The organism is Clostridium algidicarnis DSM 15099, assembly GCF_002934235.1.
In the GTDB taxonomy this organism is placed as follows: Bacteria; Bacillota; Clostridia; order Clostridiales; family Clostridiaceae; genus Clostridium_L; species Clostridium_L algidicarnis.
Genome location: NZ_PTIS01000011.1, coordinates 1 through 13,478 on the forward strand (window position 1 = coordinate 1; position 13,478 = coordinate 13,478).

The following is a 13,478-nucleotide window of genomic DNA, read 5'->3' on the forward strand; positions in this document are numbered from 1 at the left end:
AATGGATAATTTATGTATTGGGGAGATGTTTTTGCATCTCCTTTTATTTATATAGTTTTTTATACTAGTTCTGCCTACTAAAATTATACTCTAACTGCGCTTTTAGCCATAAGCTTTTAAAGATATATTTAAAATTAACTCTTTAAGGGGCAAAATATTAAACCTTTTGTAGCTTAAACTTACCTTACATCTATCTTGTCTTTAAACTTAGCTAAGGTTTTATCTCCTATTCCACTAATGTTTTTCATATCTTCAACAGAGGAAAATCCACCACTGCTTTCCCTGTAATCAATTATCTTACCTGCTGTAACCTCACCTACTCCTGGCAATTTCATAAGTTCTTCCTTTGTTGCACTATTTATATTTATAATTTCGTCTTTACTTTCAGTCATGGCTGTACCTCCGGGTATGCCTCCTACTATAGGTCTTGCATTACCTTCTATAGACGGTATTATGATACAATCTCCATCCCTTAACTTTTTTGCTTGATTTACACTATTTAAGTCTCCTTTTTCTGTTACGCCTCCAGCTTCTACAATAACGTCTTTAACTATACTGTAATCTTCCATTACATAAACCTCTGGTTTTTTTACCTCTCCTTTTATTTCTACAGTTATCTTTTTTCCACTAGGCTTTTCCTTATTTGATACTATCTTTGTTTCTTCTAAGGGTTCTTTTTCTGATACAAATATGTCTTCATTGTTAACTTTAGGTTTTTGTATTAATACTTTATTTGCAATAAAAAAGGCCATAAATATTACTGAAAGCATTGCTATTCCTATATATTTTTCTTTGTTTTTTATCTTCAATCTCTCATCTCCTTATACTCTTATAATTCATTATTGACTAAATATTATAAAATATATCGTAAAAGTTCTTTTTATTTGTTATAATACTATATAATATACTATGATACCTTTTGATATCTTTTGATATTTTACGATACTTTAATGAGTTTAAAAGGATGGATGAAATAATGAAGAAAAGTTTCTTTTTGTTAATAGTATTTATTCTAGTCTGTAGTAATTTATATACAGTAAAAGCTGATACCCTTACAGATCCTGAAATACATTCTGAGGGTGCTGTATTAATAGAAGCTAACACTGGAAATATACTTTTTAACAAAAACGCAAAAGTTCCTATGGCGCCAGCTTCAACTACAAAGATTATGACTGCAATACTAGTTCTAGAAAACACTAAATTAACGGATAAGGTTTTAATCGGTAAGAACCCGCCAAATGTTGATGGAACTGCAATTGGTGTTAAAGAAGGGGAAGAATTTACTGTAGAAGACCTTCTATATGCTTTACTTTTAGAATCGGCTAATGATGCTGCTGAGGCTTTAGCTGAACATATAAGTGGAACTAATGAAAACTTCGCTAAACTTATGAACGAAAAAGCAAAAAGTATTGGCTGCGAAAATACTAACTTTAAAAATCCTAGTGGATTGTACGAAGAAGGTCACGTAACCACAGCTTATGATTTAGCACTAATGACTAGAGAAGCTTATAAAAACCCTGTATTTTTAAAAATGGAAGATGAGCCTTTTTATAAGATACCTCCAACTAATATTACATCAGAAACAAGGTGGGTAAATAATAAAAACTCCTTGATTTTAAAAGGAAGTAAATTCTTTTATGAAAAATGTGTAGGTGGTAAAACAGGCTATACTACTCTTTCAAGGCATACTTATACAGCTATAGCTGAAAAAGATAATCAAAAACTTATCCTAGCTTTTTTAGATGCGCCAGATAAAAATACATATTTTGCTGACTCTAAGAACCTTTTTGAATATGGTTTTTCTAGATACAAAGCCGTTAAACTCTTTTCAAAAGGTGACAAAGTTTCAAGCTATGATATAAATAAAGATGTCTCCATACCTCTTTTAGCTGCAAGTGATTTTTATTACGTTGAAGACTTAAATTCTTTAGGTCAAAATGATTTAAAAGATCCTGTGGGAAATATACATTTAGAAGATAAAGACCTAACTAATGTAAGCTTTAATGAGGGAGATACAATCATTAATTCTAGAATAAACATTAATGAAAAGAACGTGGGAAGCCTTCCTTTATGTAGTGGTATTACAAGAAATGTGTCTCACCTTACAGTAGCTAAAAATTCTATTGACAAAGGACTATCCAAATTCAAAGCTTCTTACGTATTAACATTTACAGGAATATTTTTATTTGGTACAACCCTTATTAGAAGAAAATTCAAACAAATTAAAAGACGTAATAAATATAAAAAGTTTAATATTTAAAATAATATCCTTAATACAAAAAAGCAGATTTATAAAAATCTGCTTTTTTTTAATAAATACCTTTAAAATTTTATATAATATTACAATTTTAGTTCTTTCATTAAACTTTTAATATCCTCTGGGATATCTGATTTTAACCTTATTATATTCCCTGTTCGTGGGTGTGGAAATTCTAGCGCATAAGCATGAAGTGCTTGCCTTTTTATAATTTCACTATCATCATATATGCTATATAATTCATCCCCATATATAGGATGCCCCATATGCTCTAGATGTACCCTAATTTGATGCGTCCTGCCTGTTTCTAATAGCAATTCTAAAAGTGTAGCTTCAGCATATCTTTTTATAACTTTATAGTGAGTAACACTTTGTTGCCCTCTATCGTCCACTACTCTTTTTATGAATTCTTCACCAGGGTAATAGATAGGTAAATCAATAGTACCAAATTCATTTTCAAAAGATCCATGAACCACAGCTCTATAATACTTTTTAAACTCAGGAAGCTTCATAGATTCTGATAGTTTAGCATGTGAATATTGATTTTTAGCTATTATTATAAGACCTGATGTATTCATATCAAGTCTACTAACAAGCCTTACTACAGATGCAGACTTATTTTCTTTAAAGTGGTATATTACTCCGTTAGATAGTGTACCTGCATTATGTTTTCTAGTTGGATGCACTACCATAAAGGGTGGCTTATTTACAACTAAAACATCTTCATCTTCATAAACTATGTCTAAAGGCATATCCTCTGCTTCAATGTTTTGGCTTTCTTTTTTGTTAATGTCTACGGATATATTTTCACCTTCTTTTATTATATAGTTCAATTTAACTACATTACCATTTACCTTTATTCTACCCTCTGGTGCAGCCCCTCTTATTAGTCTACTTGAAAGCCCTTTATGATGCTTTAAGTAATCTCTTATTTTAAGTCCTACCGCTTCTTTTTCTACTATAAATTCTAAATTATTCATCTTCAATACCTCAATTAATTCTTTAAAGTCTTTTTATCTTCTCCAAGTATAATTATTATATCAAAATCTCCTTGTTTTTCTTCCATGGATTGAAGCTTTTTAATATTAAAGTCTTGTTTTATTATACTTTTTAAATCTTTATTATTATCTTTTATATAAGCTTTGCTTTCCATAAGTTTTTCTCCATTACCTATTATTATATTCTGATACCCAAGATTTTTTAGCATACTTGAATATATCTTTGCAAGTCCCTCTGTATTAGTGCCATTTAATACCTTCACCTTAAGTTTACTCTTATCAACGCCTCCGATGGTACTAGATGACGCAGTTTTACTTACAGATTGTAATGATTGAAGTGTATCTTTGTTTTTATTTTTATCATATACAAAATATGAAATACCTTTAATATATTTGGGCTCACCTTCTAATGTAGAAAACTTTATATTACTTGAAGATAATCCAATACCTTTAGATCCATGTTTAACCATAATCCTAGGAGACATATTGGTTTCTACATTCTCTTCAATAACAGATAAAATTTTAGGTATTCTTAATGGCATCATGGGACTTTTAATTTTCTTTGTTACCTTTTCCATAAATATATGCTGGTTTTTTATTCTACCAAGGTCACCTTCTGCAAGACCTGTTCCATCATTGTTTTTTCTCCACCTAAAAAATTCTTCTGCCTTTTTACCATCAAGGTGGATGTTTTTTCCTTTTTTAAAATCAATGTGAAGATCTTGGCCTTCGTCATCATATTTCATATCTTCCTCTATATCCATATTCACTCCACCTATAGCATCTATAAATTTTGTGAAAGCTTTATAATCTACTTTAATGTAATAATTTATTGTGGTATCCAGCATATTTTCTACTACTTCAATGGTCTTTTTAGCTCCTCCAAAGGCATAAGCTGAATTTATTTTTATATCTTTATTATTTATTTTAATTTTTGTATCCCTAGGTATGGATATAACTTTTACATCCTTTTCACTAGGGTTATAATGGAGGAGCATCATGGAATCTGTCCTTTTTATATCGTCATTATCCTTTATATTAGGATCACCAATGTCTACTCCTAAAATGAGTATATTTATTGGAAGTGCTCTTTTGCTATCCACAGGTTTTATAATTTTAGCCTGAGATTCAACCTTTTCGTTTAACTTTCTAGTAGTTCCAAATAGATATAATACACCGATTAAAAAAATACAAATTACAACAGATAGTGTTACACATAAAATTTTCTTTAATCTTCTTTTATTCATGCTTTCATCTATATCCATATTTAACTCCTATTTGTTTTATTTTGTATCAAGTAATTTCTTGCATTTACTGTTCCATTTAAAAGTATCTGACCTTTTTTAATTATATACTTTATGGTATGCTCCATAGCATAAAGCACTCCTTCATCTAAATCTTTTAATGCAATTATTCTAATGTTTTGGACTCCAGGAAAATCTCTATTAGGCTCTATATAATCTGCAAGGTAGATTATTTTCTCAAGTTTACTCATATTTTCTCTTCCTGTTGTATGATATGCAGCAGCATTAAAAACGTCTTCATCTTCTATACCCATTAATCTTTTACCTATTATAGCCCCTGCAAATCCATGCAACAGCACTGGAGCTTTAGACATTTCCTTATCTATTGTTATTCCTTCTGACTTTATTATCTCTTCTATGTCTTTTACAGTTTTATTTTTTGCAGCATCATGTATAAGCGCTGCAAGTTTAGCTTTTTCTACATCTTCATTATAAATTTTAGCTAATTTTTCTGCGGTACTTTCAACTCCAAGTACATGTAGGTACCTATCTTCTTTTAGGTTTTCTTTAAGGTAACTTTTTATTTCAGTTTCTGTCCACATAAATAACATCTCCTTATTTATAAAGACCCATTGTCTTTATACAATCATATACACCATAAGGTAAAAAGTATTCTATGTTTATACCTTCTTTTATTTTATTCCTTATATAAGAAGAAGATATGTCTAAGTTCAATAAGTCAAGCCACAGTATTTCTGTTTGGAATTCTCTTTCCACTTTACTTTTTTGTACTAGAATATCTTCTTTATTATATGAAGGTCTATTAAATACTACTAAGGTGCAATCTTTTAATATGCACTCTACATTCTTCCAACTATATATTTCCATCAAACTATCTGCACCTACTATAAAATAAAGTTTAGATTCATCAATGGATTTAAAATGTTGAAGAGTTTCATAGGTATAACTATAACCTTTTTTAAAAATCTCGTAATCACTTATAGAAAATCTGTTATAATCCTTTATAGCCATTTTAGTAAGTTCATATCTAACCTCTGGCTTTGTTACCTTCTCCCCTTTTTTATGTGGAGGATTACCATTAGGCACAAATATTATCTCATCTAGTGAAAGTTGTCTTAATGCCTCACTTGCTATATACATATGTGCTATATGTATAGGATCAAAAGTTCCTCCAAAAATGCCCTTAGACTTCATATTAACGCCTCACTTTTAAATGATATTAAAAGGTTTTAAGGTAATTCAATTTTAGGTTTTTTAGTAGATTCTCTATATATAACTACTTTACTACCTATACATTGAACCCCCTCTGCTCCTAATCTTTCACATATAATTCTAGAAGCTTCTTTTGGGTCAATATCGCTATTATTTAAAACTGTTATCTTTATTAATTCTCTAACTTCTAATGCTTCATCAATTTGTTTTAAAAAAGCATTTTCTATACCATTTTTGCCTAGTTGAAATATAGAATCTAGTTTATTCCCTAGAGATCTTAAATAAGCTCTTTGCTTACTAGTAATCAAATATATCACTCCTTAATTAATATAAGTATTCAAATTCAAAATTGTTAAGTCTTACAAGATCTCCATCCTCTATACCCATTTCTTTAAGTTCATTCAAAATTCCTTTATTTTTTAGAACTTTATGGAAATATCTTAAAGAATCTGCATCATTAACATTTACAGCTAAGAGCAATCTGTCAACAAAGCTTCCTTCTATAACAAAAACTCTATCTTGTTCCTCTATAGTATAGCTGAATCGCTTATCTTCTACCTCATATTTATCTTCTTTTGCAATGTCAAGTTGTACTATTGGTATAGTAGTTAAAGTTCTTGCTGCTTCTTTCATAAGATCTTCTACGCCTTCGTTTGTAGCTGCAGATATCTTAAATACTTTATCATATCCCATTTCCTTAAGTTTTAATACAAAGTTTTCATAAACTTCATCATCATATAGCATATCGCTTTTGTTTGCAGCTATAATTTGAGGTCTATCCCAAAGTTTTACATCATATTTTTTCAACTCTTCATTGATTTTTAGGAAATCTTCTAAAGGATCTCTTCCTTCAACACCTGATATGTCTACTACATGAATAAGTACTCTGGTTCTTTCTATATGTCTTAAAAAATCAAGTCCAAGCCCTACGCCCTCTGAAGCACCTTCAATTATTCCTGGTATATCTGCTATAACAAAAGGTTCAATGTTTTTTACACTTACCACTCCAAGGTTTGGTTTTAATGTAGTGAAATGATAATTAGCTATCTTTGGTGTTGCCTTAGATACCATAGATAATAAAGTTGACTTTCCTACATTTGGGAAACCTACAAGTCCTACATCTGCCAAAAGTTTTAGTTCTAATAATATAGCTCTTTCTTCTCCTGGCATTCCAGGCTCTGCAAAAGTAGGTGCTTGCCTTGTAGCTGTAGTAAACTTAACGTTTCCTTTACCACCAGTTCCACCTCTTGCTACTACATACTCTTGACCTGGACTTGATAAATCAACCATGATCTTTCCAGTTTCTTCATCTTTTATTATGGTGCCCATAGGAACCTTTATATAAAGACTTTCTCCCCTTCTACCATAACATTTAGATCCTGAACCATCTTGACCTCTTTCTGCCGAATACTTTCTTCTATAGGTAAAGTCAAGTAGTGTAGTCATATTGCTTTCAGCAACAAGTATTACATCTCCACCGTTTCCACCGTCTCCGCCATCTGGTCCTCCAAGTGGTACATACTTTTCTCTTCTGAAAGATACTGATCCATGTCCACCATCTCCAGATTTAACAAATATCTTCGTTCTATCAATAAACAATTCTATCACCTTCCTCTTTTTTTATTAACTTCTATCTAAAATAAGCCTCAAAATAATGAATTTTAAAAAAGCACCCACTAATGGGTGCTTAAAAAGCATCTAAAATTATTCAGCTATTGCTTCTTGAACGTCAGCTGGGTAGACACTAGCTTTTTTTCTGTCTTTTCCCATTCTTTCGTATTTTACAACACCATCAGCTTTAGCGAATAAAGTATCGTCCTTACCTAAACCTACGTTAGTACCTGGGTGAATTTTAGTTCCCCTTTGTCTAACTAGTATATTTCCTGCAAGAACAAACTCTCCATCTGAACATTTTACTCCAAGTCTTTTGGATTCAGAATCTCTACCATTTCTTGAGCTTCCTACTCCCTTTTTGTGAGCGAACAATTGAAGGTTCATAATTAGCATAACATTACACCTCCTCTATTTGTATGGTTATATATTTTACGTAACTTACACTTATACTCTTCAAACTTTTAAAAAAGGTTTTTAAAAGAACTTGGCTCTTTTCTATATCTTGTATAGAATTGTCCTTTAAAGACATATGTAAAAACCCATCTTTTATACCATAATCTGATTTTATATACAAAACTTCTTCAAGTCCTATCACAACTGATTGTGACAGTGCTGAAATAGCTGCACAGACTATATCTTCACCTTTATCTGCATAACCTGAATGACCTTCTATCTTAAAAGCAATGAATTTATCATCTCTTTTTTGGAATAGTATGTTGGTCATAATTACGCTTCAATCTTTTCTATTGCAATCTTAGTATATGGTTGTCTGTGTCCTTGTTTTCTTCTATAGTCTTTTTTAGCTTTAAACTTAAAAACTACTACTTTCTTAGCTTTTCCTTGTGCTACAACTTTAGCTACAACTTTAGCTCCTTCAACAACAGGACTTCCTACAACTAATTTTCCTTCAGCATTTGTAACTGCAAGAATATCTGTTAATTCTACTGTGGAATCTACTTCAGCTTCTATCTTTTCAACAAAGAGAACGTCTCCTTCTTGAACTCTATATTGCTTTCCACCTGTTTTTAAAACTGCGTACATAAATACACCTCCTCAATCCAGTCTCGCCATCTCAGGTACAAAAATAAATTTTGTTTTAGAACCTTATGTGTGCGGTCTACCTTGCTATTCTATCATAAGTATATTTATTTGTAAATATGTTTTTTTGCTATTTACTATATTATTACCTTATATTCTCTTACTTCTTCAATTTTTTCATTAAATATAATTGCTTCTACCTTAAAGTATTCTACATTTTCTACAAACTTCATATAAATTTCTTTACCTGATTCATTAAATGTCTCAATGAATTTAGCCATATCTTTTTTAATTTCAAGTTCGTATCTATTATTTATTTCTATATATATGTTATTTATCTTGCTTTCTGCATCTACCTTTAGTATATCGTTTTTTATTAAAAGACTTATATAAGAAAGTTTTAGAAGTGATCCCTTACCACTGCATTCATTGCAAGGCTCTTGTATATATTCATATATACTCTTTCCTCTTCTCATCCTAGCAATTTGAACAAGTCCAAGCTCCGTGAAAGGATATATCATAGTCTTGTTTTTATCTTGCTTAAACCCATATTCTAGAGCCCTTAACACCTTATGTTTATCTTCATCATATTTCATATCAATAAAGTCAATTAATATTATTCCACTTAAATTTCTAAGCCTTACTTGCCTTGCTATTTCTACTGCTGCCTCATGATTTGTCATATAGGCTGTCTTTTCCATAGTTTTATTACTTACGTTCTTACCAGAGTTTACGTCTATTACGTTCATAGCTTCTGTTTTTTCTATAACTATATATCCTCCACAATTTAGTGGAACTGTATAGTTTCTAAGTGCTAATATTTCTTTTTCTATTTCATAATAATCAAAAATATTCCTATGGCCTTCATAATGGAATATATCTATATTTATATCTGGCTTTTCCTCAACATATCCCTTTATAATATCATAATCAGAAGAGTTATCTACTATTATTGATGCAGTATCTCCATTTATACTATCTCTTAATATCTTATATATAATGTTACTTTCCCCATAAAGCTTTTTAGGTTTTAATGTATAGTTAAAAGCCATGTATATCTTTTTATAATTTTCATAAAGTTTTTGGATTTCTTTATTTATTGTGTCTACATCTACAAATTGTGCGTTAGTTCTAATTACTATAGCTATATCATCTAAGGCTTGTATATTGTTTTGTACATTTTCTTTAAACTTTTCATCTTTAATCTTTTTAGAAAAACTTATGCCTTTATTTAAATTATTTATAACTGTGTATCTACCTGGCAATGATATAAATCCATTTACTTTTGCACCCTTATCTCCAATTTCCTCCTTTGCAACCTCAATTAATATATCCTGACCTTTTTTTAAACTCTTATTTTTCTCTCTAGGATTTATGTACATATAAGCATTTTTTTCATACCCAATATCTATAAAAGCGCACTTAATTGCAGGTACAATGTTTTTTATAGTGCCCTTATAAATTTCACCTGGCAGTGGTTCAAATCTATCTTCTTCAATAAAACATTCTTTTAAAATATTATCTTCTTTTATTGCTATCCTAAGTAAATTTTCTCGTCTTTCTATGAATATATCTCTCATCAAATCCCCTTCTTTACAGTGTGTTAATCCATATATTTGTACAAAGGAACTATTTTATCCTCCTTGTATGCAAACATCTCTTCTCTTTTTATATCTACAAAAGCTTCTGTATCCACATTTTTAATATTACTCTTTATGTAATTTGCTAAAAGCTCAGGTGATAGATGTTCCCGACTTCCAGAGTTTATTCTAGTTTTAATTACAAGTTTATCTTCTAAGGTCCAGAACTTAAAATCTTTTATCATAGATTTTAAGTCAACTTCCCTTTCACCTTTTTTACTCTTTTTTGTAGTATTCCACTGTGGCTTCTCTAAAAGTTCTTTAAGTTCCTCTTCTACTTTATCTATATTATTAAATCTTATCTTTATAGTATAGTCTGCAAAATCCACCAGTGCCATAGCCTGTGGTACTTTTTTAGCATTTTCTATCTTAGGTACCTTTGATATTTCTAATATTTCTATTCCTTTTGGGCAATTAGAATTTAATCTATTCTTCAATTCCTCACATTCTAATTCTTCCCTAAGACCCATGTCCATATACTCACCACTAGAATAAGTTCCAACTGATAAAGGTTGTGCTATAGACAAATCTTGATGAGGATTAAATCCTCTAGAGTAATCTATAGGAAGGTTTGCTCTTTTAATTATTCTTTGAATTGTTCTCATAAGGTCAAGGTGTGAAATAAACTTTATTTCACCTTCCTTTGTAAATTTAATTAGATAACGCACCTTCAAAGCACTTCCCTTCTTTAAAATTAACATTTATCCCACAGCCTGTACATTTAAGTCTACAATTCGGTGTAAGCTCTGTGTTTTTAGCCTTTTCATTTTCTTCTATTAAATAAGATTTATTCACTCCAATATCAATGAAGTCCCAGGGCAATACCTCATCATAGCTTCTATCTCTGTAGGCATAAAATTCACCTGACACCCCACACTCTTTCATAGCTTCTTGCCATATATCAAAATTAAAATATTCAGACCAGCCATCAAACTTTGCACCCTTTTCAAAGGATTTAATTAATACATCACAAATCCTTCTATCACCTCTTGCAAATACAGCCTCTATATAAGATACTAAGGATTCGTGATAATTATAAACTACTGCTTTACTAGTTATTGCATACTTTACAGCTTTAATCTTTTCTACCACATCTTCCATCTTGCTTTGAGGTGCCCACTGGAAAGGTGTAAAAGGTTTTGGCACAAATATTGAAGTACTTGAAGTAACCCTAAGGCCTTTTTTCCTTAAATCTTTAGGCACCATAAAATACTGTGCTGCAACTTTATCTGATAATTTTGCAATATCTTGTACATCTTCTATAGTTTCATAAGGTAGGCCTATCATAAAATATAACTTAATAGCAGACCAACCTGCTTCAAATGCACTTCTTGTGGCTTGTAGAACCTTTTTTTCGGTTACCCCTTTATTTATTACATCCCTCATCCTTTGTGATCCTGCCTCAGGAGCAAAGGTAAGCCCAGTTTTCCTTACCTTTTGAATCTCTTTAATTAAATCTACAGAAAAGGAATCCACCCTTATAGATGGAAGTGAAACTGAAACATTTTGTTCTTTATATTTTTCTATAACACTAAAAACTAAATTTTGTATATCTGAATAGTCGCATATACTTAAAGAGCTTAGTGAAACTTCACTATAACCTGTAGCTTTTAATAAATCATCTATATCTTTTAAAAGTGTTTCTGTAGACTTTTCTCTAACCGGTCTATAAATCATACCAGCTTGGCAAAATCTACATCCATTAGTACATCCTCTAAAAGTCTCAACTATAACCCTATCATGAACTATTTCAGTATAGGGCACTATGATTTCTTTTGGGTAACTAACCTTATCATAGTTTGTTATAAATCTTTTCTTAATACTTGAAGGTACATCTTCATACTTTGGTTTGAATTCTTTTATTGTATTATCTTCATTATAGGTAACATCATATAAGGAAGGTACATATACACCCCTTATCTTTGATATTTCTCTTAAAAAGCCTTTTTTATTTCCTTTTCCCTTATACTTTTTATAAACATCTAAAACCTCATTCATTATCTCTTCGCCTTCTCCAATTTCAAAGAAGTCTACTATATCATAAAGTGGCTCTGGATTATAAGCACAGGGTCCACCTGCCATAATTATAGGCTCATCTTCCCCTCTTTTAGATGCTCTTATAGTTATATTGGACATATTAAGCATATTTAAAATGTTAGTATAACTCATTTCATATTGAAGAGTAAATCCAAGCATGTCAAAATCACTTAAAGGATCCTTTGTTTCTAATGCGTATAATGGAATATTATTTTCTCTCATCAAACCTTCCATATCAGGCCATGGTGCATAAGCCCTCTCACAGTAGGTATCTTCTCTCTCATTTAATACATGATAAAGTATTCTGCTACCAAGATGTGACATACCGACCTCATAAACATCTGGAAAGCAAAAAGCGAATCTTATATCTATGTTTTCTTTGTCTTTATAAACAGAATTAAGTTCTCCACCAATATATCTAGCAGGTTTTTCTACTCTATATAAAATATCATCTGTAATTCTTTTCATTTAGTTAACTCCTTTTTTATAATATTTTATAATTTTATCATATGCAAGCTTTATTGCACAAGTACTTTGACTTACCTTAGGATATTATAACTTATTACCTTGCCTAATAATTATATACTCATCTAAAGTTATGTTTCCATAACTTTTTAGTCCTTCTATGATTTCTTGCTCATAAACTATGTCTATAACTTTCATATCATCCTCTAAAACTACAAAGGTATAATATTTATTTTTATCAATTAGGCTTAAAGTTTCTAAAAGTGTGTATTTATAACTTATACATAAAGATTTATTTTCTATACATCTATTTTTTAAAAATTTAACTTTTTTCTTCATTATATCACCTATTATAATATAAACAATTCTACCTTTTTCTTTATATGATATATTTATTATAAAAAAAGATAAAAGTCCAAGGCTTATGTTTAATATTTTATTAAATACCAAAAAAATAAAATAGCTAAAAATTAAAGCTCCTATAATCATACTGGTATTAACTTTAATCTTATGCGCCTTTTTGCAAGTATACTTTCTTTGAAGACATAAATTTAATAGTCTTGAACCATCAAGGGGCAAAGCTGGCAGTAAATTAAAGCATCCTAGAACTAAATTAGTTTTCATTGAAATTTCAAATATATCAAAATGATAGCTTTTATATAGCAAATAAAATATAAGAGCTATTATGATATTTGCAGCAGGCCCTGCTATAACTATCGCTACCTCTTTAGCAAAACTAATATCCTTCAATTCATCTCCTGTCATTGAAAATCCTATAGGTGTAATTTTAATTTTCACCTTTTTTACCCCTAAAAATTTAGCCATTAATGCATGGCTAAATTCATGTACAAACACCCAAAACAAAGAAATAAAAAAACTTTTATGGAATCCTACCATAAACATAATTAATATGTATGGAATAAAATACTTGCTGATTTTTATCATGTAAGCC

General features: G+C 30.3%; 15 protein-coding genes. 1 reads left to right on the top strand and 14 read right to left on the bottom strand.

The window, feature by feature from the left end:
- Positions 1 to 179: 179 nt before the first annotated feature.
- Complete coding sequence (locus tag BD821_RS08395) at positions 180 to 809, bottom strand: ComEA family DNA-binding protein (RefSeq protein ID WP_104410097.1); 630 nt, start codon at positions 807 to 809, stop codon at positions 180 to 182.
- Positions 810 to 976: 167 nt separating this feature from the next.
- On the opposite strand from BD821_RS08395, the gene BD821_RS08400 reads away from it, so the two are divergent.
- Positions 977 to 2,260: a D-alanyl-D-alanine carboxypeptidase family protein gene (locus BD821_RS08400; RefSeq protein WP_169994070.1), complete on the top strand. Its 1,284-nt coding sequence runs from the start codon at positions 977 to 979 to the stop codon at positions 2,258 to 2,260.
- An 80-nt stretch (positions 2,261 to 2,340) separates the two neighbouring features.
- On the opposite strand, the gene BD821_RS08405 is transcribed toward BD821_RS08400, so the two are convergent.
- The 13 genes from BD821_RS08405 to BD821_RS08465 form a co-directional block, all read right to left on the bottom strand.
- Positions 2,341 to 3,237, bottom strand: a complete 897-nt coding sequence (locus tag BD821_RS08405; RefSeq protein WP_104410099.1) for an RluA family pseudouridine synthase — start codon at positions 3,235 to 3,237, stop codon at positions 2,341 to 2,343.
- A 14-nt stretch (positions 3,238 to 3,251) separates the two neighbouring features.
- Positions 3,252 to 4,520, bottom strand: a complete 1,269-nt coding sequence (locus BD821_RS08410) for an LCP family protein (RefSeq protein WP_104410100.1) — start codon at positions 4,518 to 4,520, stop codon at positions 3,252 to 3,254.
- A 2-nt stretch (positions 4,521 to 4,522) separates the two neighbouring features.
- Positions 4,523 to 5,101, bottom strand: coding sequence for a bis(5'-nucleosyl)-tetraphosphatase (symmetrical) YqeK (gene yqeK / locus BD821_RS08415; RefSeq protein ID WP_029450783.1), 579 nt, complete (start codon positions 5,099 to 5,101; stop codon positions 4,523 to 4,525).
- A 13-nt stretch (positions 5,102 to 5,114) separates the two neighbouring features.
- Positions 5,115 to 5,714 (bottom strand): nicotinate-nucleotide adenylyltransferase, encoded by a 600-nt coding sequence (nadD, locus tag BD821_RS08420; protein ID WP_029450784.1) that lies wholly within the window; start codon positions 5,712 to 5,714, stop codon positions 5,115 to 5,117.
- A gap of 35 nt (positions 5,715 to 5,749) precedes the next feature.
- A complete protein-coding gene (locus BD821_RS08425) occupies positions 5,750 to 6,040 on the bottom strand; it encodes a YhbY family RNA-binding protein (protein WP_029450785.1) in 291 nt (96 codons plus the stop codon).
- Between the two features lie 16 nt (positions 6,041 to 6,056).
- A complete protein-coding gene (obgE, locus tag BD821_RS08430; protein ID WP_029450786.1) occupies positions 6,057 to 7,331 on the bottom strand; it encodes a GTPase ObgE in 1,275 nt (424 codons plus the stop codon).
- A gap of 105 nt (positions 7,332 to 7,436) precedes the next feature.
- Complete coding sequence (gene rpmA / locus BD821_RS08435) at positions 7,437 to 7,739, bottom strand: 50S ribosomal protein L27 (protein ID WP_029450787.1); 303 nt, start codon at positions 7,737 to 7,739, stop codon at positions 7,437 to 7,439.
- A 4-nt stretch (positions 7,740 to 7,743) separates the two neighbouring features.
- Positions 7,744 to 8,070 (bottom strand): ribosomal-processing cysteine protease Prp, encoded by a 327-nt coding sequence (locus BD821_RS08440; RefSeq protein WP_029450788.1) that lies wholly within the window; start codon positions 8,068 to 8,070, stop codon positions 7,744 to 7,746.
- A 2-nt stretch (positions 8,071 to 8,072) separates the two neighbouring features.
- On the bottom strand, positions 8,073 to 8,387 hold the full coding sequence (gene rplU, locus BD821_RS08445) for a 50S ribosomal protein L21 (protein WP_104410101.1): 315 nt from the start codon (positions 8,385 to 8,387) through the stop codon (positions 8,073 to 8,075).
- Positions 8,388 to 8,521: 134 nt separating this feature from the next.
- Complete coding sequence (locus BD821_RS08450) at positions 8,522 to 9,964, bottom strand: Rne/Rng family ribonuclease (RefSeq protein ID WP_104410102.1); 1,443 nt, start codon at positions 9,962 to 9,964, stop codon at positions 8,522 to 8,524.
- Between the two features lie 23 nt (positions 9,965 to 9,987).
- Positions 9,988 to 10,692 (bottom strand): TIGR03936 family radical SAM-associated protein, encoded by a 705-nt coding sequence (locus BD821_RS08455; RefSeq protein WP_104410164.1) that lies wholly within the window; start codon positions 10,690 to 10,692, stop codon positions 9,988 to 9,990.
- A complete protein-coding gene (locus BD821_RS08460; protein WP_104410103.1) occupies positions 10,676 to 12,529 on the bottom strand; it encodes a TIGR03960 family B12-binding radical SAM protein in 1,854 nt (617 codons plus the stop codon). The genes BD821_RS08455 and BD821_RS08460 overlap by 17 nt, the downstream gene beginning before the upstream one ends.
- Before the next feature lie 84 nt (positions 12,530 to 12,613).
- Positions 12,614 to 13,471: a M50 family metallopeptidase gene (locus BD821_RS08465; protein WP_104410104.1), complete on the bottom strand. Its 858-nt coding sequence runs from the start codon at positions 13,469 to 13,471 to the stop codon at positions 12,614 to 12,616.
- Positions 13,472 to 13,478 lie beyond the last annotated feature (7 nt).

What these genes read in the sequence shown, in the direction of transcription:
- BD821_RS08400 (WP_169994070.1), top strand. Translation starts at nt 977, where the DNA reads ATGAAGAAAAGTTTCTTTTTGTTAATAGTATTTATTCTAGTCTGTAGT.
- BD821_RS08405 (WP_104410099.1), bottom strand. Translation starts at nt 3,237, where the DNA reads ATGAATAATTTAGAATTTATAGTAGAAAAAGAAGCGGTAGGACTTAAA.
- BD821_RS08410 (WP_104410100.1), bottom strand. Translation starts at nt 4,520, where the DNA reads ATGGATATAGATGAAAGCATGAATAAAAGAAGATTAAAGAAAATTTTA.
- yqeK (WP_029450783.1), bottom strand. Translation starts at nt 5,101, where the DNA reads ATGTGGACAGAAACTGAAATAAAAAGTTACCTTAAAGAAAACCTAAAA.
- nadD (WP_029450784.1), bottom strand. Translation starts at nt 5,714, where the DNA reads ATGAAGTCTAAGGGCATTTTTGGAGGAACTTTTGATCCTATACATATA.
- rpmA (WP_029450787.1), bottom strand. Translation starts at nt 7,739, where the DNA reads ATGCTAATTATGAACCTTCAATTGTTCGCTCACAAAAAGGGAGTAGGA.
- BD821_RS08440 (WP_029450788.1), bottom strand. Translation starts at nt 8,070, where the DNA reads ATGACCAACATACTATTCCAAAAAAGAGATGATAAATTCATTGCTTTT.
- rplU (WP_104410101.1), bottom strand. Translation starts at nt 8,387, where the DNA reads ATGTACGCAGTTTTAAAAACAGGTGGAAAGCAATATAGAGTTCAAGAA.
- BD821_RS08450 (WP_104410102.1), bottom strand. Translation starts at nt 9,964, where the DNA reads ATGAGAGATATATTCATAGAAAGACGAGAAAATTTACTTAGGATAGCA.
- BD821_RS08460 (WP_104410103.1), bottom strand. Translation starts at nt 12,529, where the DNA reads ATGAAAAGAATTACAGATGATATTTTATATAGAGTAGAAAAACCTGCT.
- BD821_RS08465 (WP_104410104.1), bottom strand. Translation starts at nt 13,471, where the DNA reads ATGATAAAAATCAGCAAGTATTTTATTCCATACATATTAATTATGTTT.